Source organism: Pediococcus inopinatus, from assembly GCF_002982135.1.
GTDB classification, from domain to species: domain Bacteria; phylum Bacillota; class Bacilli; order Lactobacillales; family Lactobacillaceae; genus Pediococcus; species Pediococcus inopinatus.
Genome location: NZ_CP019981.1, coordinates 1,815,402 through 1,841,625 on the forward strand (window position 1 = coordinate 1,815,402; position 26,224 = coordinate 1,841,625).

Consider the following 26,224-nt stretch of genomic DNA (forward strand, 5'->3'; position numbering starts at 1 on the left):
TTCATTTAGCCTCGCCGTTCCAGTACTAATGGCAATATGATCCAATTATCCATTTAAGCTACCTCGGCGGTTTTTGTTAAACAAGAAGCCACCCAAGGCTACTAATATAAAACCAACGAGAATAACTATAAAGTTTCCAATTCCACCTGTTACAGGCATTGTAGGCTCAGTTAAATGATTATTAAATACGACTGAAGTTGAGCTAGCGCTGATATTTTCAAAATCAATTGTGATTTCTTTTTTGTCTTCAGCATCATTTTCATCATGTTTAACTGTTGTTTTGTATCCATCTGCGTCAATTTCAGTAATTGTGACCTTTGCATTCTCTGGCAGTTCCTTAATTGTGGCAGTTTGGTCGGCTTCTAATTCGATTGAAGAAGTTGAGTTCCCTTCTTCATCAAATTCAATGGTTTGTTCTGTACCACCGTCAATTGAGTATTTATAACTACCCGCTTCTTTTGGATCAATACTCAAATTAAATTTGAATTTAGTGCCGCTTGGAACATTACCAGTCACTGTTTTTTTAATTTTAAGATCTTTAGTTTCTGGTTCTTCTTCGTCAAATTTATTTGTGTAGTTAACAATATGGCTCTTACCGGTCTCTTCAGTTCCCATTTCAATTTGCCCAGTTTGTGTGCCACTAATTAAACCCTCTTCGCCTGCGATATCAATGCTCGTTTCTGCCCCATGCGCTTGTGTTTCATTAATGGAAAATTTAGATCCATTTGGTACGGTTAATGAAACATGCTCTCCATGCTTCAAACTAATTTCTTCTGATTTACCATCCTTAAAGTTAAGGTCAACTTCCTCGCTTGAACCATTAATTCTTATTTTGAGAGAACCTGTAAAGGTCTCATCATCTAAACGTGTAATAACAAACTTGAAGTCTTTATTTTTGTCCTCGTCGCTACCATCAACTGTTTTTTGGACAACTAATTGGGTAGTTTCTGGTTCAGGATCTACTGGTTTAGTTGGGTTGTACGTCCAAGAATGCGTTTCAGCAGATGACCCTGTATAGGTATCAGCAACAATTGTTCCATTAAAGTCAGTTGTACTTGTAACTTTCTGGGTCGGTGCCAATATGGATCCAAAGAACCTACTACCAACAAGTGTGATGTCCTTAAATTCTTCTGGAATTACCCACAAAATTGAATACTTAAATTCATTTCCTCCACTTTCAGGATCGGCACCAACATCATCACCATCAACAGTTATTTTCATATGAGCAGCACCCAGTGTGCCTTCGCTATTTGGCGATGCAATAAAGATGACATTTTGATCATTTCGTAATTTAATGTCCAATTCTTTACCAGCTATTTGTGAATTATTGACCTTAATAACAAATGTATTTTGTATCAATTCATTCTCAAAATTTAACACTACCCGATTATCATCATTTGTCGTCAAATAACGAGTGTCATTAAAGTCAATTGCATACGGTGTTCGAACTAGGTCATCTCTTGTCGCATCTAATTGACTTAAAGTACTCGTGACATCAATCCAATTTTCATTAATTGCAGCTCCAGTTGGATTACTTGACTCGCTACCGTCACTGGTATGATATCTAATTAATGATGTTCCCAATGGTCCACCAGTCAAACAAGTTCCACTATCATTTTCATCCGGTACTAAACTATGACTATTACCAAAAACACCGGTTCTAAAACTAATTTCATTTTTTGAGCCATCATAATTCTTTACATAACTAGTTTCTTGCCAATGCTCATCACGTTTCTCATTACCAATACCAGAAGTATTGGTTAAGGAATTAACCGCAATGTTTCCACTAGTATGGGCATGCCCACCAGCCACAAAATTTTCTGCAAAAATATGGAAGTTCGCTGCAACACCCAATGGATTACCAGTCCGGTCAGGCAAAGTTGGCAAATCAATGTTTTCGATTGCTTTAGCAGCCTTTCCTGCAATACTTTCAGTATCGGCGTCCGCATCCGCATCATCCTCTGATTCATTGTTTTCACTACTCTCAGTATTTGCTTTGGAAGATGTTTCAGATTCTTTGTCAGTCGCTGTACTTTCCTCTGATTCAACCTTTTCATTTTCAACAGGAGCTAAAAACGAAAGAGATCCAAATTTGATGGTCTCTGTCAAACCACTAAATTTCATTTCCATATTGGCTTTAGAATCTTCGGTAATCGTTTGAACTTCAAGTGGAAGTGTCACTTCATAATCAAATACCTGATCATCTTCAATATTCTCAAAATCTGCTTCATTCCACTTCAACATGTAACTATTAAGACTTGATTCATACTGAAAAGTCATTGTCGGCGCTTTTACAAAGGTCCCGTTAACAACCTCTGGCGTAATTTGTTGTGCACTACTTGCTATCTTTAAACTATCTGACCCAAGCAATTGTAAAACTGTACTATCGTTTTCACGAGCCTGCTTTCCAGTCATCTTCAAGTGAAACTTGGCGTTCGCTTGCTTGTCTGCATCAACCTCCTCTAGTTTTTCGCCATTTTCGTTTGTCAGTTCTGTCTCCGTGATCTTAAATTGATCGTCTTTGTCTTCCTCAGCAAAGGCTCCCGTAGCAGGGTATCCTATCCCGAAGAGTAACAGACAGATCATTAAAACCGAGTAAACTTTTCTCATGGTCATACCGTTATTCCTCCTATACTGCGTCAATTGCAGCTCACTATCGTATCTATCTTATCGGAATCATAATATGGCTTTTATCTAGATTGGAATCAATATACTCATGTTTTTCTTATGGTTTCAATAATAATATAGTTAAGCATATAATCTTGAAAAATAACTATATTTAATAACCACTCTAAAATTGAGTTCTTGGAATTAAAAAATCCCCTGACAGTTAATAAGCAAACTTTCACTTATCAACCACCAGGGGATTGAACTATTTATTTAATTTTTCGATTCTACCAGCTAAACAGCCCAACCACGCCGGCTGACATTAGCGAGACTAACACACCGGATAACAGCATGTAGCCCACGTTTTTAGAGATCACATCATTCTTCTTACGATCAACAATTCCTTTAAACGCACCGATAATCATCCCGGTCGTTGAAAGGTTTGCGAAAGAAGTTAAGAAAACAGTTAGCATCGCCTTGAAATGAGGCGCATACGTATCAACAACAGGAGAAACTTTTCCCATAACGACAAATTCGTTGGTAACCAGCTTGGTTCCCATGAATTGGGCAAATTTGAAGGCCGTTGGGACATCTAACCCTAAAAGCCAAGCAAATGGGAACATGATCACTCCTAAAATATTTTCCAAAGTTAACCATGGGAAAATTAATTGTAATCCTTCATCAATTAACTTAGCTAAGGCCACGAATGCAATAACGTTCGCTAAAATAATTAGCACTAATTTACCAGCACCTAAAATAGAATCTCCCAAGAATGAGAAAAATGGTTCTTTCTTGGGTTTCATATCTTCTTTAACTTGTGCTTCTGCTAAGTCTTCAGAGCCACTCGTATCGGTAGTTTGATTATTTTCTTCAACTTGTGAACTTCCACCGATTTTGGCAATGGTATCCTCTTCCGGCGTTACAGTCACGGGATTTAAAATGATTGTGACAATAATTGCATTCACAATATTAATTGGAACTGCGGCGATCACGTACTCACCGGGCATCATCTGCATGTAGGCTCCCAAAATCGAAGCTGTCACACAACTCATTGACATCATGGCAATCGTTACCAGGCGTTGAGCTTTCATTTGTTTCAATTGTAAACTCGAAACAGCAAGTGCTTCGGTATTTCCAAGAAACATCATTTCAACAGCGAAAAATGATTCGAATTTTGGTTGGCGCGTAACAAATGCCAAACCACGACCTACCCATTTAATTAACCAAGGTAGGAACCCAATATAAGTCAAAATATCGAATAATGGCACAATCATCAAAATGGGTAATAACGAACTTGTCACAAAGTCCATTTGTTTGACGTCCACCCAACTCGCTAAAGCAAAACCAATTCCTGAATACGAAATTTGCACCATCCAATTAAACGCATTGGCAGCTGCTTTAACACCGTCAATTCCGATCGAGAAGCCCGTTAAAAACCAGGCCAAGAAGACGTTAATCACTAACATCGTGATCACTGAACGCCAATCAACATGTTTCTTATCTTTGGAGAACAAAAACGCGACACCGATAAAAACAAGAATTCCAATAATATTAATGAGTAAGTACATGTCTGCAAGCTCCCTCTTCCTATATAATCCCCACAATTACAACAGTCTTTATATAATATACAGATTAAGTGGCACGCTGTAAACAAGCAAATATCCGATAGGTCCCTTTTGACCTTGTTTACCCATCTAAAACAAAAAAGCTTTCAGCCTGAAAGTTGACTGAAACGTAGTGGCAATATTTCACTACTCGGTCATTTTCATTCTGAAAACTATTCAAAAATTTATGCTTCATATTTTCGAATTGATTTTTTACTCATTCAAATTTTGCCAAAATTCCTGAACATTTTTTGCCAACTGATCGATTGAATACACCCGCTGATAGTTTTGCCAGTGTCGTGGAAACAGCTGTGTATAGCGCTGACTGCTAAACCGGTTGTCCATCAAGAGTACGTTGCCGGCATCCTGATCACTACGAATCAAGCGTCCCGCCGCCTGCAGGACATGGTTCATCCCCGGTAGTTGATAAGCATACTCAAATCCTTTGCCATTTTTTTGGTCAAAGTAGTCTCGAATTAAATTGCGTTCATCACTCAATCCCGGCAAGCCAACACTCACAATTGCCACCCCAATCAAGTAATCACCCACCAAATCGATTCCTTCAGAAAAAATACCACCCAGCACACTAAAACCAATTAACGAATGCGGATAATTTTTCGCAAACGCATCGAGAAATTCTTGGCGGGCCTCTTCATTCATCTGATTGCTTTGCTCAATCACATTGAATTGTTGATACTTTTGAAGAAAGGCGTCTTCAATTTGTGTCATGTATTTGTATGACGGGCAAAAAATAAGATAGTTTCCCTTTTTGGCATTCACCATTTCAAAGATGCTTGAAACAATGTTGGCCAAACTATTTTCTCGTTGTCGATAGGTTGTATTGACATATTGCGTAATCAAAATATTTTGCCGTTTTTCTATAAATGGCGAAGTTAGCTGTAACGTCAGTCCGTTTTCGGCGCATCCCAACGTTTCCTTAAAATAATCCATTGGTGATAACGTGGCCGAAAAGAAGACCACCCCACGCCCCATTTTTAATGACATGTCTAAGTACGGACTCGGATCCAAACACAACTCTTTCACGCTTACACTCTGGTCATCATTAATTGTCACAATCACGCGATAACTTTCATCGTAGAAAGCTGAAATTTTGACGTACCTTAATAAGGTGAAATAAAAATCTAATATTTGGGAGGTAAAAGGGGTCGGCGCCTGTTTCGCCAACCAATCTGACACAAAAGTATTGAACTTCTCTAACCCATGTCGAAACCCAGTCAACTCTTCAGTCGTTATTGCTTGGGTTTTGTGTTGTTCCGTCAAGGGAAGTTTTACTTGATCAAAAACCGTCTGAACTTTCTTTAACTGATTGGTAATTCCTTGAATATCTTCGTTTTTACTAGCCGTTTTGCCAGCTTTAATTAAATCATCAGTTACCCGATCATCGACTTCGGCAGTATACATATCACGCGATCGCGACACTAAATTATGGGCTTCATCAACCAAGAAAAAATTAGAATCATCAGGTTGGGTGAAAAACCGTTGCAGATACACGATCGGATCAAACAGATAATTGTAGTCACAGATAATGACATCCACGAAGGTCGAAATATCTAGTGAAAACTCGAACGGATCTAAAGTATGTTTCTTCGCATACTTTTCAATGGTTGGCCGCGTAATTTGATTTTCGTTTTCAAAAACGTCGCGAATGCCATCCTTCAAGCGATCGTAGTAGCCAATCATATATGGATTATCTTCTGGTGCAACGTCCACTTCTTCAGGAAAAATGATTTTATCTTTGGCCGTTAACGTAATACTTTTGATCTGCAAACCCTTTTCCACCATCAATTGCAGCCCTTTTTCCGCAACACTACGGGTACTTTGTTTGGCGGTTAGATAAAATAAGCGATCACACAAATCTTCACCCATCGCTTTAATACTAGGAAATAAGGTTGAAATCGTCTTGCCCGTTCCCGTGGGTGCTTCAACAAATAACCGTTTCTTCAAGGCAACCGTCTTGTAGACCGCCACCGCCAAATCTCGTTGGCCATTGCGATATTCGTCAAATGGGAAATCTAGGTCCTTGATACTTTGATTTCGCGTTTTCCGCCAATCACTGCGCATGACTAGCCAGCTGCTATACTCTTCAATTAAGCCGTCAAAGAATTTCTGAAGTTCTTCGTGTGTATAGGTGTGCTCTGTTTTGGTGATTTTGTCAGTTGTCCGTTGGTAATACGTTAGGCGTAAAGTAACTTCTGGCATATCCAAATCATGGGTCAAAATGGCTCCATAAACTTTGGCCTGACTCCAATAAAGGGTCAGTGTATTTTCTGATAAATCCTCGAAATCAGGATCCGACGTTTTAATTTCTTCGATTAAGAGTTGATCATCAGTTTGAATCACACCATCTGCGCGCCCATCAATCACATAGTCTTCGTCGGCCATGGAAACTGTCCGTTTCACGTAAACTTCTTTTTCATAGTTTTCGCCACCCGCCTTTTGAAGCTTCCGGTGAATTCGAGCTCCTTCTAAAGCCGTATTTTGACTATTACTCGAAGAATTCAGGTCACCAGCACGGAGAACAAACTCAACTAGTTCCCGAATACCTATTTTTTTAGCTGTCATCCGTGCCGTCCTTTCTTTACATTTAGTAATATCTCGACTTACTTTTAAAACAGTTTTGTTAACTTTCCGTAATATAAGCTTGTTATGATTATTAAATTCGGTCAAATAATTAAGGGAGTACTTATGAAAATTAAATCTGCATTACCTATTTTACTATTCTTTACCACATTTTTGGCGATCTTCTTCGGTCAATCTACAATTTCGGCGGACAGCATTAAGCCAATTCAAGGAATTCAGACAACTGTCAACCACAAAGACTGTTTGGCTTCGCTTAGTATTCCTAAGAAAACTCAACAAATCAAAGCTGACTCCAAACCAGAAGTGTCTGAAACCAGCACCAAAAAAGCAACTAAAAGCTACAGTACTTTGATCAACTTAGCGCGCAAACAACTTGGCAAGAACTATGTTTGGGGAGCTGTTGGCCCAGACACATTTGATTGCTCTGGCTTAACCCAATACCTCTTTGATAATGCCTACAATAAAACATTACCAAGAACGGCCGCAGCTCAATATGCCGCTTTTGATCATGTTTCTCATGATAACGTTAAACCTGGAGACCTTGTTTTCTTCAGTTATAACGGTGGCGCTTCAATTGATCATGTGGGGATTGTCGTTTCTGGTGATAACCAAATGATTGATGCGCAAGACCGTGGCGTAATCAAAGAAAGCTACATGGCATCTTATTGGAAACCTTACATTGCTGGCTATGCGCATGTGATGGATCTTAAGTAATTTAAAACGACACTTAAAAACTAAAACGACTTTTGCAGGATTTCATGCAAGAGTCGTTTTTTTCGATTAAAAAGCTGATTCCCGTAATAACATGGGATCCGCTGTGAAATTATTGGGTCTACACTTTCTGGTATTGGTGAATAACTGATACCAGTTTTTATTTTGAAAATTAAAAGGACATCTGTCCTCTTTGTGCTACGATTTAATCGCCAAACAAAATCGAAAAGAGGAAAAACAGATGTCCCTAACTAATTCTATTTTAAGCTTGTTTGAAATGACAGACCCAAATATAACCGTAACTGGTGTTACCAAGAAACGTTGCCCGAATGGACAACGAATTCATGTCGTTCACGCCAACCTTTCTTATCAGCTTGTGAAATGTCCCCATTGTGGCCATAAAAGTCTAATTAAAAACGGTACCCACGTTAGTCATCTAAGGTTGGGAACCTTATCAGGCGGACGTTATGAAATGCAGCTAAGACGACAAAGATATCAATGCCAACATTGTTTAAAAACCTGTGGAGCTAAAACTAACCTCGTTAGACGTAATGAAACTTTTACCCACAATGTTAAACATCAGGTCATTGTGCTAGCTCGTGACATGCTGACCAGTAAAGAAATCGCTAAAATTTGTGGCATTTCACCAAGTAGTGTTCAACGTATTTTAAATGCAAATATTCACTTGGCTTACCGTGTTAAGCAACTTCCGCCAAATCTTTGTTTCGATGAATTTCGTTCCTGTAATCATCTAATGTCCTTTAACTGTTGCGATGCCGTTAGTCATCGCCGCATTGTGACCCTCAAAGATCGTCTCAGTAAGGATATCATTGATTACTTTGAAGCTCGTTATTCAGTTCAAGAACGTGCGAAAGTTCAAACAATTACTATTGATATGAACGCCGAATATGCTAGCTTTATTCATCGTTTATTCCCGAATGCTGTCACGATTATTGACCGTTTCCACATTATTCAGCTTGCTGGTCGTGCACTAGACAATGAACGTACATGTATTATCCGTACTTTTCAAGATAAGCATTCACGCATTTACCGCATCCTTAAATCTCAATGGCGTTTATTTCATTTGGCAGAAGAGAAAATCAATGACACTAAGCTTATCTATTTACGAGGCATTAACGAGTATATGACCCAACAGAACGCCATCGACCTTGCCTTAGATGAATTTCCAGAATTCAAAACTGTGTATCAAACTTATCAAGGCATTCTAACTGCTATCCACCAAAAGAATGCCACGGGATTTAAAAATTTGATTACCAACTACCAAGTAGCTGGTAATCAAATGGACGTCACCATTTCAACCTTCGTTAAGAACGGCTCAGCAGTGCTCAACAGTTGTCGTTATCCGTATTCTAACGGTCCTATTGAAGGACTTAATCGCAAAATCAAGGTATTAAAGCGTAGCTGTTTTGGTTTTCGAAATATTCATAACTTCTTCATTCGTATCAGTTTAATTCATGAGTAAACAAAAAGCACATTCACCGAAGTGAACATGCCTTCAAAAATCTCTACCAATACAGTTTGACAGAGACCCAAATTATTGTATGTGTTTTAGCATTTACAATAAGACCAAGATTTGAGCCAACAAGTTATCTCAAATTTGCGTCCACAGCGTTCCAGCCCAATTTTTATGGAGGAAATCAGCTTTTTAAACTATTTAGCTATTCAATTCTAATCCTATAAATTCTTATCCATATTAAACGTCAGTTTCGACAATCCGGCGCCCTGCACAACCAAACTCCCAATGAAATCAACGGTTTGTTTACGCATTTCAGCAACTAAAACTTTATTTTGATCAGTTAAGTAATCTGATAAAGCTGTTCCGGACAAGTCGCGCGCTTTATTATCTGTATTTTCCAAATGACGACGCTGCGTTTCCCGAATTGCTGTTAAGTAATCGCGAGAGTTTTGCACAAATTGTGGATAGTGACTTTCCACCATCATCGATAATGTGCGATACATCCAGTAAGCATCATCGAAATTAAAGTTCATGGCTGTATTCTTATAACTGTCGTCCGTATCCGTCGCATTGCTGTAGAACGGTACGTAAGGACTGAAAGAAGGCACCCCAAAGTTCAACCAATAAATTGCGGCCTGTTCATCTGGCACGTCATTACGAATCTGCAGCACATGTGAATTTTGCGTTCTGTTCATTGAAATTGGACGATAACGATATTTATCTGCACTTTCACCAGGTGCTAGAGGATCGTATTGTGTTTCGTTATAGTGGGAACCCAAAATAAATTCCACATCTTCGACCGAAATTTTATGTGATGTATGACAAATAAATGGCAGCTCACCAGATTCTGGATCCTGTTCAATTTCAGGATTCAGGAATTTTTGTGCGTACCAAACTCGTGGTGTATTGTAATGGCGATCTTTTTCGTTAAATGTGCCAAAAATATGGCGGAAGTTCCAACCCTCATCGTCCACATTCAAATGATGTTTTTCAACAAATTCTTGAATTCCATCGGCCCACATGAAATTATCGGGATCATTGAAATCAACTTGTTGAATCGCAACTTCATTAGCAGCTACAGCATACGCATCATCTGGAATACGTTGAGCGACCCAGTAATGACCAGTCACAATTTCCATGTACCAAACGTCTTTTTTATCACTGAAAAGAACACTATTTCCGGCATTAGAACCATACTTGGTGATTAGTTGGCCTAGTCTTTGGACACCTTCAACAGCAGAATTCACATAAGGAAGAACCATCGTTTCAAGCGAATCTTCACCTAATCCGTCTTCAACCAAAGGATCGTATGCTAACGTGCGTTCATTTCCGTAAGTACTTTCGGTAGCACTGACCGCCACGTTTTTCTCATTAATCCCACTTTCATCGTTCACACCTTCGTGAAGTTTGCTGGGATCGGCATCTGGCGTTGCTGTATAACGATAGCCGTTTTCTGGTAACGTTGCTTCAAAACCGTTTAATTGGGACTTTAAAATCACTTTTTGCCCCTTAACAGCTGGGTGCATATAAAATTTCTTTGGATGAATCGGCAAATACCGATCTTCGTTTCTTGCAATCATTGTTGAACCATCTAAACTGGCCTTTTTTCCTACTAAAACTGAGGTACACATGCTGGTTACTTTACTCACGTTTCATCGTCTCCATTTCTGTGTCAATAAGCCTATTCTACCAGAAAACGTGCTATATAGATTAATATAAAAAGCTTGTTCACAATTAAGTAAACAAACTTCTTAAAAATTCTTATTTATTTTTGCCGCGTCGTGCAATCATTGGCATGATAAAACCAAGGGCAATTAGCACAACTGGCGTAATAATATTTAAGCCTAACTGTAAAAGCCATCCGTGAGGGTCTGCAGAAAAATTAACTTTAGGAACCATCCCTAAGACACACACGAAAGCTGTAAAAATGAAACACCAGAATCCAAGTAACCAACCGATTTTCTTGTTTTTAACAAACATATAATCTGAATGGAATTTATTCATATGTTTACTCAAAAGCATGAAGGCTACGAATACCCATAAGTAACGAAGCGGCATGACAATTGAGTTCAAGTTCAGTAACCAATTGTAAAGTTGTTGAATATTTTTAATTCCGAGTCCAGGTAAAACAATTAAAATTCCAACTAAGATTCCCGTCATTTTGTATCCATTAATGAAGACACCATGCTTGTTGAGCTTCATTAGTGATTTAGGTACATATTCATCATTATGACCAGAAAGGAGAATTCGAAGGGGCGCATCAATTGAAACGATTAAGGCTGCAATTTGGCCAATGGAATTAGTTAATCCATAAGTAATCATCAAGGCATTCCCAACGTGATAATACTGCCCTAACCGTTGAAAAGCACTGTAAGCCCCGTTCATCATCAAATCCTTGGGAATTGCTTTACTATTGAACATGATAGCCATTCCGATTGATCCAACAATGGCACAAATACCAACCAAGACGGCCAACACAATCATTCCAAGTGGAAATTCTTTGGAAGGATTTTTCGTCTTGTTAACATACGGCGCAATTTTTTCAGAACCACCAACTGCTAAAACTAACATCGATAAAGTTGTAAAATAGCTAAAATTAAAGTTTGGAATATAAGTTTTAACATGGGTTAAGTTTTGTGTCGCTGCAGTAACGTTTGGCAAATGTGGTGCCGCGATGGCGAGAAAGATAAATAGAATCGACATTACAAAGGTGGCCGTCCCAGCCAACGTTGCAATGACCCCAAGCGTTGTGATCCCTCTTGAAGCTACCCACATGAAAAATAGAAATACAATTAAACATAAAATCGAAAAAATAGCTGTTGAAAAATGATTGAAGTAGGTTCCAGCTCCTGTAAACGCCCAACTAATGGCGATTAAAATATTTTGTGGCTTTTGTGCCAAATATGGCACGTGGACTACCCAATATGTCCAAGCGGCAAAGTAAGCTAATCCACGTGTTGAAGTTGCGTCAATCCAAGAACTAACACCCCCACCACTCTTTTGGAACGTCGAACCAAGTTGACCAACCATTAATGTATACGGAATAAAATAAACCGCTAAAATAATAATCCACGATGTAATAACGGATGCGCCTTGTTGCGCATAATTATTCACAACGTTGTTAAATCCCCAAACAGTGTTAAACGCGATCAGTGCAATTGTAAACCAGCGAAATTGCTTTGTGTTCATGCTCGTGTCTCCCAATTTAACCAGCTCCCCATTCTAATATTTGCCTCTATTATACCGGATAACTGTAAGGGCTTCCTGTGATGTTAGTGAGCGTTTTCACAAATTGCTAATTTTTTTCTCACGGTTTTATTAGTTAATCATTGTTAGTCATTTCTTTCAGTTGTTTGCGCTCATTATAAAAGTTTCGATAAGCGAGGTAACATGCAATTACAGAGCCAATACTAGTTGCCGAAAGTAACATAAAAGTGACCATGATTTGGTATTTAATTGCCCGGACCGGATCCACGCCCGCAAAAATTAGTCCAGACATCATCCCTGGTAAACTAACAATTCCAACCGTTTTTGCCGAATCAATAGTGGGTGCCATGCCCGTTTTAATACTTTCCCGTAAAATTCCGATTGAAGCATCTCGCACAGTACCGCCTAAAGCGAGCCGTTCTAAAACACTTTGCCGTTGATCACGGAATTGTGAATTCATACTGCGATAGCACAATCCAATTGCCACCATCGAATTACTAGCAATCATTCCTGAAATTGGAATCACTTGTGATGGGACAAGTTTTATAGCGCCAGACAAGATTAGTACTCCCAGCGTAACTCCAGTACTCGTAAGAATTGCGACAAACGAAATTGGCAACGCGTGCGTCATGCCATTACTTCGCTTTTGTGCATTCCAGGAAGCATTAAATAAAATGATAAAAATCATGACCAGGGTTAAGAAAATGTTATTAACTTTGAAAATATATTTCAATAAATACCCAACCACGAAGAGTTGAATGACAGCACGAACAACCCCCACAATAATTTCCCGGTCAATTCCAAGCTTTTCACGATAGCCAATCCATAAAGCCACCATGACCAGCAATGTGGCTAACGATAACGACCAATTACTTACATCAAGATTCATTGTGCAACCTCCAGTCTTCCCTTTGAGATGGTAATTAAGTGATTAGCTTTCTGAATTTCCGTTGCATCATGCGTCACCGACAAAATCGTCACGTGATGATCTTTGTGAAAATGTTCAATTAAGTTATGCACAATATCTTTATTTTCTTCATCCAGCCCGGCAGTTACTTCATCCAAAAGCAGCACATCCGGTAAGAACATAATGTTACGAATCATAGCTACTCGTTGCTTTTCACCACCAGATAGTTCTGTAATTTTCTTGCTTAAATAGGCCTCTGGTAATCCTACATACTGCAGCGCGGCTTGTTGTTTTGCCACGTTGATCTCTTCATTACGAATTTGAAAAGGAAAATCCAAATTATCCGCCACGGTTCTCCCAAATAAAGTTGGTTGCTGAAAACAGTATGAAACTTGTCGTCGGTATTCAATAGGATCTTTTTTACTAATATCTTGTCCTTTAAACAAAATCTTTCCTTCAGTGGCCGTTAACAACGAAGACAGAACTCGTAACAAGGTGCTTTTCCCTCCGCCTGAAGGCCCTGTAATGGTGAGATAATCCTCCGTTTCGACTGATAAAGAAATTCCTTGTAAAATTTGATTGTCTTCAACCCGATAACCGACTTCTTGAAGCTCTAATATTGCCGCCATTTTGCCATCTCCCAACGTTTTGCTTTATTGATCACATTATAGCCTGTCTGGATCTAATTATTAAATTTTTGTACTTGCCGCAAAGGTAAATGTTATAATTTAAAACAGAGTAGGAGGAGTTTAACTAATGCAAACTGTATCAATGATCGTGCCATGTTTTAACGAACAAGAATCCGTGCCAATTTATTTTGACGCTATCACAAAGGTATTCGAAGATCCTCAAATGCGAGACTATTCACTGGAGCTTTGGCTAATTGACGATGGTTCCTCAGATGCCACCTTAACTGAACTTAAAAAACTTAACACTCAACACCCTGAAACGGCCCATTATATTTCGTTTTCACGAAATTTTGGAAAAGAGTCTGCCATTTTGGCTGGCCTACAAGCCGCCACTGGCGAAATTGTCGGTTTAATGGATGTTGATTTACAGGATCCTCCTGAATTACTCCCCAAAATGCTTCGTGAACTTCGCACTGGTGAATACGACACCATTGGCACCCGTCGTGTCGGTCGTGAAGGTGAACCAGCATTTCGGTCTTTTCTTTCAAACCTGTTCTATAAATTAATTAACAAAATTTCTAAAGTTGAAATTATTCCCAATGCTCGTGACTATCGGGTTATGAATCGTAAGGTGGTTGAGGCTGTTTTAGATATGCCTGAAATCAATCGTTTTTCTAAAGGAATTTTTAGCTGGGTTGGATTCAAAACAAAATATCTAGACTTTGAAAATCGCGAGCGTGTGGCGGGAAATACTTCTTGGTCACTTTGGCAGCTTTTTGAATACTCCCTGGAAGCCATCATCGATTTCTCTGCGGCTCCTTTAGCAATTGCCAGTTTTGTGGGAATCTTGGCTTGTGTCATATCCGTTATCGCTGTTATTTTTATCATTTTTCGCACTATTTTCTTTGGCGATACAACAGCTGGATGGCCATCTTTGGCTGCAATCATCCTTTTCATCGGTGGAATTCAGCTTTTCTGCTTAGGTATTCTTGGCAATTATGTCGGTCGTATTTATTCAGAAAGCAAACACCGTCCCATCTATATTATTAACGAAAAAAAATAGGTGCAAAAAAGCATTTGAATTCGGCCGAAAGGCTTAGTTCAAATGCTTTATTTATTAGGCTTCATCCGTTTCATCGGAACCAAAATGCCGCTGCCACCAAGATTTTTTCTTAGGTGGTTCCTGTAATAGCTGAGCACTTTTTTTAGTTACCTCTGTGAGTTCAGAAATTTGCGTTTGTAATTTTACATTTTCTTCGTGATACTGTTGGTTTTGTTTAACTACCTGAGCTAACATTTCTTTGATCTCAGATAGATCCTTATTCTGTGCTTCAAACATTTTAGTATCAACCACAGCTGGTGTTTCGTCGGCCTTTTTGCTTCTTTCAGCTGCTTCTTTATCTGTAAGTCCCAAAGTTACATCAACAGCCTGTTTCAAGGTATGTCGGTCTCCCAACAAATCATTCATTTGTTGGAGAAGCTTCATATCATCCTCGGAATAAATCCGCCGTCCACGACCATCATGTTGGAACTTATGACCCATTCGTTCCATTTCTTTAGCCCAGTTACCCAAAGTTGCCAAACTACCGATCCGCTCTACTTTATGAACAACCTCGGAGCCTGTTATGTATTCATCTGCTTTTATATCTTTTGCCATATTGTCCACCCCGCTTTTAACTTAATTGTACTACAATTAGTTCAAAATTTGAAGTTAAAATTAAGTTCGGCAAACCCTAATCTCACAGGATTTGTTTCTTTTTTTCTAGTTTCATTAAATTTACAAATAATCCGAGTGCACCTAATTCACTAATCAAGATCAGAATTGCCATTGGTGCGTAGCTTTGGTTGCCCAGCGCACCCGCTAAAGGTGTAAATATCCCACCAACAATATTCATTAAAAGACCTAAGACTGCTGAGGCACTCCCCGTATTTGTACTCTGACTACTCATCGCAAGAGAAGTAGCAATCGTGTTAACAACCCCGATGCAAACAACCACAATAAAGAGTGGAACTGCCACCAACAAAATATTAGGTGTCAAAAAGAGACTACCAACCATAACCACACCTGACAATGATCCTAGAAGCAAGGTTGCTTTTAAAATCTGCCAACTCGTTAACTTCTCGGTGAGATATGCGGGAATATTGTTACCAATGATGATACCTAACCCGTTCAAAGCATATAACAAACTAAATTGTTGAGCTGTTAAATGGAAAAAGTTTTGAAAAACAAATGAAGATGCTGAAATGTAGCTGAATAAGGACCCAAATACCAGTCCTTGAATTAACGCAATCAAAACAAAATCACGTTTGGTAAACATGACCCCCAAAGATTTAAATCCTTGAAAGATGCTTTGTGTGCTTCGTAAGTTTAACGGTAATGTCTCTGTTAGTGTCAACCAAATTCCCAGTACTACCAAGATCCCAATAACAGTTAATAGCCCAAAAATTCCACGCCAACTCATGAAGTTCAGTAAGAAGCCACCAATGATGGGAGAAATAATTGGAAATATACCATTCACACCCATTAGCAAGGCGAAGAATTTAGTTAGCTCTTTACCAGAGAATAAATCGCGAGCGACGGCACGTGAAAGCACCTGACCAGCTGATCCTGCTAATCCTTGAATGAAACGAAGGATAAGAAAAAGGGTAATAGAATGGACAAGCATGATCAGGACTGAAGTTAAAGCAAACACTGCAAACCCAATGGCAAGCGGTACCCGCCGACCAAATTTGTCACTGAGTGGACCCACAATTAACTGTCCTACTGCCAATCCAACTAAACAAAAAGTAATGCTCATTTGAATTACTGAAGTACTTGTGTGAAATGTTGTTTGCATAGTTGGTAAAGCTGGTAAATACATATCTAACGATAAAGGGCCGGTTGCGCTGATCAATCCAAGGAAAAAGGTTAACCAAAGCTTCCGACTCTTTGAGATTTTATGAATACTCATTTATAGGACCCCTGTTCTGAATTTAGCTTCAGAACTTAGTGTACCTAATTTAACTTCAAAAACCAAATTAATTTGGTAGCTTTCCGGTTTCCCACCAAAGTTTTACCAGTACCTGGGTGCCATCATTACCCAGATGTTTCTCATCCACCAAACGGGCATATAAGTTCCGCGCTGCATCTGTTGCAGGAAGACTGATGTGCATGCGATCAGCTTCGTTTAAAGCAATTCGTAAATCCTTCAAGAAATGTTTAGCAAAAAATCCTGGCGTATAATCATTCTTGAGTATTCTTGGTGCATAGTTTTCCATACTCCAATTATCAGCCCCACCGCTTTCAAGGGTTTGAAGAACTTTTGGCAAATCCAATCCAGCAGCATTAGCGTAAACTAGCATCTCGCTCATCCCTGTCATAGTCCCGGCAATCATGATTTGATTGGCCATCTTTGCATTTTGCCCAGCACCTGCTTCGCCAAAATAATTTGCTTGTTGCCCAATAATATCAAAAATTGGTTGTAAACTGTCATAAGCGTCTTTGTTTCCACCAACCATAATGGTGAGTGTCCCTTTTTCGGCACCAATATCACCACCCGAAACTGGCGCATCTAAAACTAGAATCTTCTTTTCTGCTCCGCGCTCACTAATTCTTTTAGCTAAAGTTGGTGTGCTAGTCGTCATATCAACCACAATTTTTCCGGGTTTAACCCCGGCAAAAATCCCGTTTTCACCAAAGTAGACTTCTTCAACATCAGGCGGGAACCCGACCATCGTAAATACGATATCGCTGACTTCAGTTACATTTTGAGGGGACTCTGCCCAGTTAGCACCAGCTTCAATAACCGAATCTGCATGCACTTTTGTTCGATTAAACACTGTCACTGAATAGCCAGCCTTCAGCATATTTTTAATAATCCCAGTGCCCATCACACCAGTTCCAATAAATCCAATTTTTTTCAATTAGTTCATCTCCCAATCTTTACACCATTATCATACGCACTTTTTCCAAAAATGACATTGGAATGACTTAGTAAAAATAAATTCTTAACCTTAATTTCTGGTATGATAGACTATAAGATCATTGCTTAAAGGGAGAGTTGCCTATGTCACAATTACATTTGCCAGAAAAAACAATTTTAACTAATCTTGTGATGGTTGAGGACCCGACCACAAAAAAGGTCCTGCTTGAAGACCGACGTAATAAAAACTGGGCTGGTATCACCTTCCCTGGTGGGCATGTTAATGTTGGCGAATCATTCGTAGAATCTGCTATTCGTGAGGTTTATGAAGAAACCCATCTTGAAATTCAAAATCCTCAATTAATTGGCATTAAACAGTTTATGTATGATGCTCATGTTCGTTATATCGTATTTTTGTTTAGGACCAATCAATTTAAAGGAACTCCGCAGTCTTCTTCAGAGGGTGATGTTTTTTGGGAAGACCCCTATCAAGTTAAACAAACCCAGGCAGTTGATGATTTCTTCGATATTCTACAAATCTTTAAAAGCTATGATGTTTCCGAATTATACTATCAAGACTATAATGGGCAGTCAGTCAAACGTGTTGAATAGATTAAATATAATCCGTTCACACTAATCTAGAAAGGAACTCTAATGAACGATAATAAGAATTACAAGCCACAATTTAAAAAAGACTATCATAAATCCCCCCAATCTCAAGGATCCGTTCAAGATACAATTGAAATTGGACAACGAATCCCGTTGACCATCAAACGCCTTGGTATCAATGGGGAAGGCATCGGTTACTTCAAGCATACCATCTGTTTCGTTAAAGGAGCCTTACCTGATGAAGTTGTCACAGCAACCGTAACTGCCATCCATCCTCGGTATATGACTGCTGAATTGCATGCCATTCGCGAAAAAAGTGAGGATCGGGTTGAACCACGTGATACGTACGCAGGTAAAGTGGGCGGCTTTGAACTAGAACACCTTGCCTACCCCGCTCAACTTGAGTTCAAGCGGGATATTGTTCGTCAAGCGCTTGAAAAATATCGTCCTGCCGGCCATCAATACTATAAACTGTTACCAACTATTGGTATGGATAATCCTTATGAATATCGCAATAAGGCTCAATTTCAAGTTCGTAAATTGGACGGCAAGGTTGCTGCCGGCCTCTATAAAGAAGGCAGTCATGACCTTGTTGACTTACCTACATGTAGTGTTCAGCATCCTCTCACAATGAAAATCATGCGTCGGGTGGTTGCGTTATTAGATGAGCTTGACGTTCCGATCTATGATGAAGAACACGGCTCAGGCATTGTTAAAACCATTGTTGTTCGGGTGGCTGCTACAACTAATGAAGCTCAGTTAGTTTTCATTACTAATTCTACAAAGCTCCCTCACAAACGAGAAATGATTGCTGAACTTCAAAAAGATTTCCCTGAAATCGTTTCTTATATGCAAAATGTCAACAAAGGTAAAACGTCCCTTGTTTGGGGAGATGATACAGCCTGCTTGGCTGGTAAAACATTTATCCAAGATAAATTAGACGGATTGACCTTCAATTTATCAGCGCGTGCCTTTTATCAATTGAACTCTTCTCAAACTTCTAAACTATATGCAGAAGCTCGCAAGGCGTTAGAATTATCTCCTACCGATAACTTAGTAGATGCTTATTCTGGAGTCGGCACAATCGGTCTTTCTCTGGCTGATCAAGTTAAAGAAGTTCGGGGGATGGATATCATTCCCGAATCAGTCGAAGATGCCAATGAAAATGCAAAACTAAACGGGATCACCAATGCTACGTATGAGGTTGGTCGTGCCGAAGATCTTGTTTCGCAATGGATGGCAGCTGGCTTTCATCCGGATGCCCTCATCGTTGATCCACCACGAACAGGTTTGGATGATAAGCTCCTTGAAACCATCATTCACGCCAAACCAGAACGTTTTGTGTACATTTCATGTAACCCATCTACATTGGCACGTGACTTAACGCAATTAACAACCGACTACATTATTGATTACATTCAATCAATTGATATGTTCCCTCAAACAGCACGTTGTGAAGCCGTTGTGAAGTTCACCCGTCGTTCATAATAACCAACAGTCCTCATCCTAATTTGAAATAGGATAGGGATTTTTTTATGCATTTAAATTCAATTTTTTCCAATCGATCGAATCGCTTTGTTCGTGCACATTACAAATATCTTCAAGACTTACAGATTTTAGCTCACCTTCAGAATCAGCTAAAACTATCTCGTCTTCATAATACCCGCTAACCATTCCTGTCAGCGACTCAACTCGCTCTCCATTTGTACGAAATTTTAACTGGATATGCACTAAATGCTTATGAATCCAGGCTTGTTGTAATCGGCGACTAATCTCTTCAAGCGGTTGCTCTGGTAATTGTTTTTCTGGAATTTCAGCCTTTTTCATTTTTTTAATGGCACTTGTATGGTCTGATAGAAAAAATCCACCCCACTTCAGCATACCCCGATCATGATAATCGTTTTTAAAAAATTGTTCTGTAACTGATTCATCAACCCTTTTAATAATCATGAAATCATCCCTTTGAAATTCGGTTTTGACTTTCTGGCCACACTAATTCTTGAAAGCCTCTAAATTGCATTGTAATTTGCGTTTGTTTTTGCAGATCGCGAATAATCTGCTCTAGGTACGATAAATCATAATTTTCAATCGTGTGTAAGGGAATCGATTTTTCGCGATGATTTTTTGGCTTAATTTCAAGAAAAAAATTAAATGTCTGGCTGAATCGGTCACGCACAATTAACATCTGATAAATTGTACGCGATTTTCGCAAAAAATCCTTTTGTAGGCGTTCTAAAATTAATTTGGTTGCTTGTTCGCTGGTTTCAATCAAAACTATTCCCTCCATTATGTCCACCCACTAAGGATGCTCGTTCTAGCATCGTTGCACCATGTAACAAACTGCTAGCTGGCACTAAAGCTGTCGTTCCAAATTGATCATGCACCTTGTCTAGTACACGTGTCATCAAATCTTGTTTAATTTGTTTATGGGGATTCATAAACAAATTTAATTGCAGGCCATCGTTTGCTGACAACCGGGAAAGTGAAACTGCAATGTTACGAATCCCTTCTCCATCCCATGTTTTTCGAAATAGATAAATTAAATATTGATTGATCTGATCCGAACTCTCTGTGGCCTCAATTCGCATTGAATGGGCAAATCCGCCTTTATGATTAGCCTCTGCACTCGCATAGGAAAAGCCAATCATTAAGCTTACACAGCCAGCCTGCTGGCGATGATGTCGCATGCGTGAAGCAACCTGATTACCAATTTCTTTAATAACCGTTTCAATTTCTCGCTGCACCAAGTAATCTCTAGCTAAAACTTGTGAGTTTCCCCAACTTTTATCATTTGGTTTGATCAAATCTGATAATTGACTTCGATCAACCCCCCACGCTAAAGCTAATAATTGGGTACCGATAATGCCAAACTCCGCCTTTAGTTGATACGGATTTGAATGGGCCAAATCATCCATGCTATGAATCCCTATCCTCACTAAATGAGCTGCTGTTCGTCGTCCAATACTCCAAACAGACTTCAAATCTGTAATTGGCCAAATTTTTTCTGGAAACGATTCATAAGTTAAAGTTCCCATAAGCTCCTTGTCATGTTTAGCCATTAAATCCAATGCTAGCTTTGCCTGCACTGGATTCTCACCAATTCCAACCGTTGTCCACAATCCTAATTTTTCGTGAACAGTTGTCTGAATTCGTTTAGCAACTTCTAACGGGGTTCGGCCAAACAAACGCCAAGATTTCGACATATCTAAAATCGATTCATCAATTGAATACGGATAACAATCCTCGTCTGCTACAAATTGTAAAAAGATTTTGTTAATCGCTAAATTCTTTTTTATGTACAGATTCATTCGTGGTGGGACCACCGTTAAACGTTTATCATCAGGCAGATCTCGACAACGAGAGACGTTAGTAATTCCAAAGATTTCTTTTGCCCGCGGTGAGGACGCCAAAATAAGGCCCCCATTCGTGTTATCCGCCTCTGACATCACAACTAAAACCGACTCCAAAGGATCCTTATCGCGTGTGACGGATTCAACACTGGCATAAAATGATTTATTATCAATCATGAAAAACACTCCATGCGGTTCTCGATCATAATTCATCGCCCTCACCTCTTGTTACATTATACGAACATACGTTCTTAAAAGTCAACAAAAAAACGTCACTGATTAATTTTTCAGTGACGTTCTGAGGTCTATCTATTCAAACACGAACTGATTGTGATAAAGTTCCGAGTAAAACCCTTTTTCTTCCAGCAACTGATCATGGCTTCCTTGCTCAATAACTTTTCCGTCTTTTAAAACCACAATTTTATTAGCATTTAGAATTGTTTTTAAACGGTGTGCAATTACAAAACTGGTTCTGCCTTGAATAACATTGTCCATCGCTTTTTGAATTTTAGCTTCGGTTACGGTATCAACATTTGAAGTAGCCTCATCAAGAATTAGTAGCGTTGGATTGGTCAGAATTGTTCTGGCAATGCTTACCAGCTGCTTTTGACCAGTAGAGAAAACAGAATTTTCATCCGAAACCTGGGTATCATATCCTTTATCTAAATTCAGAATGAATTCGTGAATATCAGCTTGTTTAGCGGCTTCATAAATTTCTTCGTCGGTAGCATCAGGTTTTCCAAAACTAATATTATCCCGAATGGATCCCGAAAAAATCACACTTTCTTGTAGCACAATTCCCACATGATCTCGTAAACTCTTTAATTCAATATCCCGGACATCTGTTCCATCAAACGTTACAGACCCCGCATTAACGTCGTAAAAACGATTCAACAGATTCATGATCGTTGTTTTGCCAGATCCAGTTGGTCCGACTAGCGCAACCATGTGCCCCTTTTCAACGTTCATTGACACATCATGCAAAATTTCTTTACCTTCATTGTAACCAAAATGGACATGCTTTAGTTCCACGCCTTGCTGTAAATCGGTAAGTTGTTTGCCGTTTTTAGGATTAATCTCGTCAGGTTCTTCAAAGGTTTCGTTGAGTCGTCTTGCCCCAGTAATGGCCACTTGAAACATACTGTAAAGTGAAGAAATTTGAGAAATCGGTTGATAAAATTGTTGTGAATACTGCACGAAAACAACCACTAATCCTAGCGCTGTTGTACGCGCCATATCGCCGTTTAGCGCCATCCAGCCCCCAAAGAAGATCACAATTGCTGTATTTACCAGCGATAATCCATTCATCACTGGAAAAAGCATCCCTGAATAGACTTGGCCTTTAAACGTCGCCTTACGAACTTTTTCGTTGTGCGGAAGAAACCCTTTAACAGCTTCGTCTTGTAAGCCATTACTAATCACAATTTTCTGACCACTAATTTGTTCGTTAATATACCCATTCAGTTTTCCAACTTCGTCTTGCTGCATATCTACATATTTTCGCGTTTTCGCAATTAGAATCACTGCGATAATGACAGCCACGGGAGTAGAAGCAATCGTCACCCACGCTAAAGAAACATTTTCATGGAACATCATGATAATAATCCCAATCATCATGGCGACATTTATCATGATTTCCCCTAATGCCTGATTTAAGGCATTGGAAATATTATCTAAGTCACTGGTAAACCGGCTTAAAATATCACCATCTTGATGAGAATCGAAAAATTTAATGGTCATTTTTTGCAATTTACCAAATAACCCACGTCGCATCCGATTCGTTGAATTTCCCGAGATATATGTGACCACAATGTTAGAAATAAACATTCCGACCGTTGTTAAAACATAAAATAGTAATAACAACCAAATCGACTGCATAAAAGAACCTTTATCACTCACGCCATGCGTTAACCCAATCACATAGTTTGCCAGTTCTGTAATGGCTTTTCCCATATAGACAGGTGCAGTCACTTGAAAATAGGTAGAGGCAATAATCGCCAAAATTGTGACCGTAAATCCAAGCTTATAGCGTTTCATGTAATGATAAAAGAACTTGATTGATTTACCCATTTCAGTCATTAGATTGCCTCCTTTCCTTTTTGAGTTGCATATATTTCTTGATAAATACGATTATGCTTAACTAAATTCTCGTGGGTACCCTCACCAACAAGTTGGCCATCATTCATTACAAAAATTCGATCTGCTTGAATAACAGAAGCAATTTTCTCAGCAATAATAAACGTGGTAGTTCCTTTTAGTTCATGGTTTAACGCCTCTTGTACCAGCTTTTCTGATTGGGCATCCAAAGCCGAAGTAGAATCGTCCATAATCAAAATTTTAGGCTGGCCAATCACCCCACGTGTAATTGATAAACGTTGTTTTTGTCCACCTGAAAAATTGGCTGATCGCTCCTCTACTAACGCATCATACCGTTCCGGTAACCGATCAATAAACTCGGCAGCTTGTGCAATGCGACTAGCTCGATCCATATCCTGTTCGGAAGCATCATTTTTCCCTTGTTTTAAGTTATCACCAATCGTTCCAGAAAAAAGAATTGCCCGCTGCAACACAAACGCGACAGCCTTTCGTAGAGCACGTTCATTCACCTGCTTCAAATCAACGCCACCAACTTTGATAGTTCCTTCTTGTGGATCAAATAGCCGAGGAATCATTTGAGCCAAAGTTGATTTTCCGGATCCAGTAGCCCCAACAATTCCAATCATTTCACCAGGTTGAACTTCAAAATTAATATCTTTTAAAGTGGGAGTCTCATCGTTATCATAGGCAAATGACACATTTTTAAACGAGACGGCGCCCATTAATTCCTGTTCCGGTACATCAGGATAGGTAATATCTGGCTCTGTATTTAGGATTTCACGAATTCGTTGCAAAGAAACCATCGCCCGTGCACTAAATGTCATCATCATCCCACCAATAATGATGGCGAACATAACTTGCATAAGATAGTTTACAAACGAAGCAACTGCAGCAACACTTCCGGGATCGCTCTTAGCCAAGTCGCCCACAAAGTAAATTGCTGCTACGACCGCTAAATTTCCAACTAATGTAAAGGCTGGAATCAGTACCGAAAACAAAGTTCCAACGAAAATATTTTGTTCATTTAACTTATCTGAAACTTCATTAAAACGTTGCTTTTCGTTTTCTTCTTGATTAAATGATTTCACAACGCGCACACCAATTAAATTTTCTTTTGCTAGCTCATTTACCCGATCAATTAGACCCTGCATAAGTCCAAAATGGCGCCCCATTTGGCCAAACGTTGCCGCAGAAATTGCAACGACCAAAACGACGAGTAATAAGATGATCCACCACAGTTGGGGGATCGTATGAATTGCTAAAACAAAGGCCCCAATAAAAAGAATGGGCACCCGTAAAAGTGATTGCAAAGTTGTCATAATTAAATTTTGGACCTGCGTCACATCATTTGTTAATCGAACAACTAAATTTCCAGCCTGAAATTTTTCAATATTTCCAAAAGAAAAAGTTTCAATTTTTCGAAAAATAGTTTCCCGAATATCAGCACTCATTGATTGAGCCACTTTAGCAGATAAAATTGTGTTGAAAACACCGGCTAACAGCCCAATTACTGCAATCCCAATTAAATAAATCCCCAATGTTGTGATTTTACTATTTTGATTCTTTAAAATGGCATTAATTACTTCTTGAAGTAATTTTGGTTGCCAAAGTGTCGCCGCTGCCATCACCACTACGGTCAATAACGCCAACAAAATATCTCCCCGATATTTTCGTGCATGTATTTTTAAAATGTCCAAATGATTTTCCCCGCTTGAATATTCATGATATTATTTAGTTGTTTCAGTTTATCCAACAGTGTTGGATAAGTCAATTAAAAGTATTCTGAATTTTTTAAAAATTTAAGGCGCTTAAAATAAGTGTTTATTAAACTAATTTCAAGGAAGTTAATTCAATGCCAAAAGCAAAAATTTCACGTTCTCATATTATCCAAGCCTCATTAAAAACACTAAGTACTTGTCAGTCATTAGAACACTTTTCAATGCGCAAGGTCGCTACTACCCTTGATATTGATGCGTCGACCATTTATTGGTATTTTGCCAACAAACAAGCGCTACTGCAGGCTATGGCCGATGAAATAACCGCTGAGATTGCTTTCCCGAATACTAAGTTAAATTGGCAAGAGCAACTTAGACAAGTTTTTAACAACATTTTTGATGTTTACACTGCCCATCCCCATTCCGCTGAATTAATGATCGAGACAGTTCCTACCTCTAAAGTTCGATTAAGTTTAGTTAATTACATTATCGAAATCTTGGTGAAGGCTGGTTTTAGTGAATCGCAAGCGTTCTCAGCTATGTCGACCATTGATTTCTTCCTAGCCGGACTAATCATTGATCTCTCAAAAGAAAAGCAACTTCAATCTGGCCTTGCTAATAAACAAGATTCCTATGCCCATACGCAGTTTCAACAGGTTAAAAAAGTTAGCACAGATGAGAAATTAGAACACATTCAAAATTCACTCAACAATCAAAATATTCATTCGCCAAAACGCCAATTTGAGAGTGGCCTTAAACTCATATTAAACGGCTTGATGGCAGACCTATCACCAGAATAGTTTGTATT

General features: G+C 39.0%; 21 protein-coding genes. 6 read left to right on the forward strand and 15 right to left on the reverse strand.

Translation table 11 applies throughout. The features are described 5' to 3' along the window. Nucleotides 1-45: 45 nt before the first annotated feature. The 3 genes from PI20285_RS09080 to PI20285_RS09090 form a co-directional block, all read right to left on the reverse strand. A complete protein-coding gene (locus PI20285_RS09080; RefSeq protein WP_057773763.1) occupies nt 46-2,616 on the reverse strand; it encodes a DUF7601 domain-containing protein in 2,571 nt (856 codons plus the stop codon). 278 nt (nt 2,617-2,894) lie between these two features. Beyond that, entirely contained in the window at nt 2,895-4,175 is a 1,281-nt protein-coding gene (locus tag PI20285_RS09085) for a NupC/NupG family nucleoside CNT transporter (RefSeq protein ID WP_057773765.1), read from the reverse strand. 249 nt (nt 4,176-4,424) lie between these two features. Beyond that, a complete protein-coding gene (locus PI20285_RS09090; protein WP_057773767.1) occupies nt 4,425-6,794 on the reverse strand; it encodes an ATP-dependent DNA helicase in 2,370 nt (789 codons plus the stop codon). A 123-nt stretch (nt 6,795-6,917) separates the two neighbouring features. Between PI20285_RS09090 and PI20285_RS09095 the strand changes: the two genes are divergently transcribed. Then, a complete protein-coding gene (locus PI20285_RS09095) occupies nt 6,918-7,526 on the forward strand; it encodes a C40 family peptidase (RefSeq protein ID WP_057773769.1) in 609 nt (202 codons plus the stop codon). 190 nt (nt 7,527-7,716) lie between these two features. Then, nucleotides 7,717-9,006, forward strand: a complete 1,290-nt coding sequence (locus PI20285_RS09100) for an ISL3 family transposase (protein WP_245080578.1) — start codon at nt 7,717-7,719, stop codon at nt 9,004-9,006. 212 nt (nt 9,007-9,218) lie between these two features. Here the strand turns inward: PI20285_RS09100 and PI20285_RS09105 are convergent, their stop codons facing one another. The 4 genes from PI20285_RS09105 to PI20285_RS09120 form a co-directional block, all read right to left on the reverse strand. Next, nucleotides 9,219-10,631: a C69 family dipeptidase gene (locus PI20285_RS09105; protein WP_057773826.1), complete on the reverse strand. Its 1,413-nt coding sequence runs from the start codon at nt 10,629-10,631 to the stop codon at nt 9,219-9,221. 130 nt (nt 10,632-10,761) lie between these two features. Beyond that, complete coding sequence (locus tag PI20285_RS09110; RefSeq protein WP_057773823.1) at nt 10,762-12,189, reverse strand: APC family permease; 1,428 nt, start codon at nt 12,187-12,189, stop codon at nt 10,762-10,764. Between the two features lie 133 nt (nt 12,190-12,322). After that, on the reverse strand, nt 12,323-13,096 hold the full coding sequence (locus PI20285_RS09115) for an ABC transporter permease (RefSeq protein ID WP_057773821.1): 774 nt from the start codon (nt 13,094-13,096) through the stop codon (nt 12,323-12,325). Further along, nucleotides 13,093-13,743 carry an ABC transporter ATP-binding protein gene (locus PI20285_RS09120; RefSeq protein WP_057773819.1) on the reverse strand — a complete coding sequence of 217 codons (651 nt, stop codon included), beginning with the start codon at nt 13,741-13,743 and terminating at the stop codon, nt 13,093-13,095. The genes PI20285_RS09115 and PI20285_RS09120 overlap by 4 nt, the downstream gene beginning before the upstream one ends. A 127-nt stretch (nt 13,744-13,870) precedes the next feature. Here PI20285_RS09120 and PI20285_RS09125 point away from each other — a divergent pair, with 127 nt between their 5' ends. Next, nucleotides 13,871-14,806, forward strand: a complete 936-nt coding sequence (locus PI20285_RS09125) for a glycosyltransferase family 2 protein (RefSeq protein ID WP_057773817.1) — start codon at nt 13,871-13,873, stop codon at nt 14,804-14,806. A gap of 54 nt (nt 14,807-14,860) precedes the next feature. Here the strand turns inward: PI20285_RS09125 and PI20285_RS09130 are convergent, their stop codons facing one another. From PI20285_RS09130 to PI20285_RS09140, 3 genes are all read right to left on the reverse strand, one after another. Next, complete coding sequence (locus PI20285_RS09130) at nt 14,861-15,400, reverse strand: MerR family transcriptional regulator (protein WP_057773815.1); 540 nt, start codon at nt 15,398-15,400, stop codon at nt 14,861-14,863. Nucleotides 15,401-15,482: 82 nt separating this feature from the next. Beyond that, complete coding sequence (locus PI20285_RS09135) at nt 15,483-16,694, reverse strand: multidrug effflux MFS transporter (protein ID WP_057773813.1); 1,212 nt, start codon at nt 16,692-16,694, stop codon at nt 15,483-15,485. A 67-nt stretch (nt 16,695-16,761) separates the two neighbouring features. Further along, nucleotides 16,762-17,646 (reverse strand): NAD(P)-dependent oxidoreductase, encoded by an 885-nt coding sequence (locus PI20285_RS09140; RefSeq protein ID WP_057773811.1) that lies wholly within the window; start codon nt 17,644-17,646, stop codon nt 16,762-16,764. A gap of 143 nt (nt 17,647-17,789) precedes the next feature. Here PI20285_RS09140 and PI20285_RS09145 point away from each other — a divergent pair, with 143 nt between their 5' ends. Then, complete coding sequence (locus tag PI20285_RS09145; RefSeq protein WP_057773809.1) at nt 17,790-18,257, forward strand: 8-oxo-dGTP diphosphatase; 468 nt, start codon at nt 17,790-17,792, stop codon at nt 18,255-18,257. A 42-nt stretch (nt 18,258-18,299) separates the two neighbouring features. Beyond that, complete coding sequence (rlmD, locus tag PI20285_RS09150; protein ID WP_057773807.1) at nt 18,300-19,742, forward strand: 23S rRNA (uracil(1939)-C(5))-methyltransferase RlmD; 1,443 nt, start codon at nt 18,300-18,302, stop codon at nt 19,740-19,742. Between the two features lie 45 nt (nt 19,743-19,787). On the opposite strand, the gene PI20285_RS09155 is transcribed toward rlmD, so the two are convergent. The 5 genes from PI20285_RS09155 to PI20285_RS09175 all read right to left on the reverse strand — a co-directional run bounded on the left by PI20285_RS09155 (nt 19,788) and on the right by PI20285_RS09175 (nt 25,398). After that, nucleotides 19,788-20,204 carry a YolD-like family protein gene (locus PI20285_RS09155; protein WP_057773805.1) on the reverse strand — a complete coding sequence of 139 codons (417 nt, stop codon included), beginning with the start codon at nt 20,202-20,204 and terminating at the stop codon, nt 19,788-19,790. A gap of 4 nt (nt 20,205-20,208) precedes the next feature. Further along, nucleotides 20,209-20,526: a hypothetical protein gene (locus tag PI20285_RS09160; protein ID WP_082623283.1), complete on the reverse strand. Its 318-nt coding sequence runs from the start codon at nt 20,524-20,526 to the stop codon at nt 20,209-20,211. Then, nucleotides 20,519-21,817, reverse strand: a complete 1,299-nt coding sequence (locus tag PI20285_RS09165; protein WP_057773801.1) for a Y-family DNA polymerase — start codon at nt 21,815-21,817, stop codon at nt 20,519-20,521. Before PI20285_RS09165 ends, PI20285_RS09160 begins: the two co-directional genes overlap by 8 nt. 96 nt (nt 21,818-21,913) lie before the next feature. Continuing rightward, entirely contained in the window at nt 21,914-23,683 is a 1,770-nt protein-coding gene (locus tag PI20285_RS09170) for an ABC transporter ATP-binding protein (protein ID WP_057773799.1), read from the reverse strand. Continuing rightward, entirely contained in the window at nt 23,683-25,398 is a 1,716-nt protein-coding gene (locus PI20285_RS09175) for an ABC transporter ATP-binding protein (RefSeq protein ID WP_057773798.1), read from the reverse strand. The genes PI20285_RS09170 and PI20285_RS09175 overlap by 1 nt, the downstream gene beginning before the upstream one ends. 155 nt (nt 25,399-25,553) lie before the next feature. Here PI20285_RS09175 and PI20285_RS09180 point away from each other — a divergent pair, with 155 nt between their 5' ends. Then, complete coding sequence (locus tag PI20285_RS09180; RefSeq protein WP_057773796.1) at nt 25,554-26,216, forward strand: TetR/AcrR family transcriptional regulator; 663 nt, start codon at nt 25,554-25,556, stop codon at nt 26,214-26,216. Nucleotides 26,217-26,224: the final 8 nt, after the last annotated feature.

Coding starts and splice junctions, on each gene's coding strand:
- PI20285_RS09080 (WP_057773763.1), bottom strand. CDS start 2,616: ATGACCATGAGAAAAGTTTACTCGGTTTTAATGATCTGTCTGTTACTC.
- PI20285_RS09085 (WP_057773765.1), bottom strand. CDS start 4,175: ATGTACTTACTCATTAATATTATTGGAATTCTTGTTTTTATCGGTGTC.
- PI20285_RS09090 (WP_057773767.1), bottom strand. CDS start 6,794: ATGACAGCTAAAAAAATAGGTATTCGGGAACTAGTTGAGTTTGTTCTC.
- PI20285_RS09095 (WP_057773769.1), top strand. CDS start 6,918: ATGAAAATTAAATCTGCATTACCTATTTTACTATTCTTTACCACATTT.
- PI20285_RS09105 (WP_057773826.1), bottom strand. CDS start 10,631: ATGTGTACCTCAGTTTTAGTAGGAAAAAAGGCCAGTTTAGATGGTTCA.
- PI20285_RS09110 (WP_057773823.1), bottom strand. CDS start 12,189: ATGAACACAAAGCAATTTCGCTGGTTTACAATTGCACTGATCGCGTTT.
- PI20285_RS09115 (WP_057773821.1), bottom strand. CDS start 13,096: ATGAATCTTGATGTAAGTAATTGGTCGTTATCGTTAGCCACATTGCTG.
- PI20285_RS09120 (WP_057773819.1), bottom strand. CDS start 13,743: ATGGCGGCAATATTAGAGCTTCAAGAAGTCGGTTATCGGGTTGAAGAC.
- PI20285_RS09125 (WP_057773817.1), top strand. CDS start 13,871: ATGCAAACTGTATCAATGATCGTGCCATGTTTTAACGAACAAGAATCC.
- PI20285_RS09130 (WP_057773815.1), bottom strand. CDS start 15,400: ATGGCAAAAGATATAAAAGCAGATGAATACATAACAGGCTCCGAGGTT.
- PI20285_RS09135 (WP_057773813.1), bottom strand. CDS start 16,694: ATGAGTATTCATAAAATCTCAAAGAGTCGGAAGCTTTGGTTAACCTTT.
- PI20285_RS09145 (WP_057773809.1), top strand. CDS start 17,790: ATGTCACAATTACATTTGCCAGAAAAAACAATTTTAACTAATCTTGTG.
- rlmD (WP_057773807.1), top strand. CDS start 18,300: ATGAACGATAATAAGAATTACAAGCCACAATTTAAAAAAGACTATCAT.
- PI20285_RS09155 (WP_057773805.1), bottom strand. CDS start 20,204: ATGATTATTAAAAGGGTTGATGAATCAGTTACAGAACAATTTTTTAAA.
- PI20285_RS09165 (WP_057773801.1), bottom strand. CDS start 21,817: ATGAATTATGATCGAGAACCGCATGGAGTGTTTTTCATGATTGATAAT.
- PI20285_RS09170 (WP_057773799.1), bottom strand. CDS start 23,683: ATGACTGAAATGGGTAAATCAATCAAGTTCTTTTATCATTACATGAAA.
- PI20285_RS09180 (WP_057773796.1), top strand. CDS start 25,554: ATGCCAAAAGCAAAAATTTCACGTTCTCATATTATCCAAGCCTCATTA.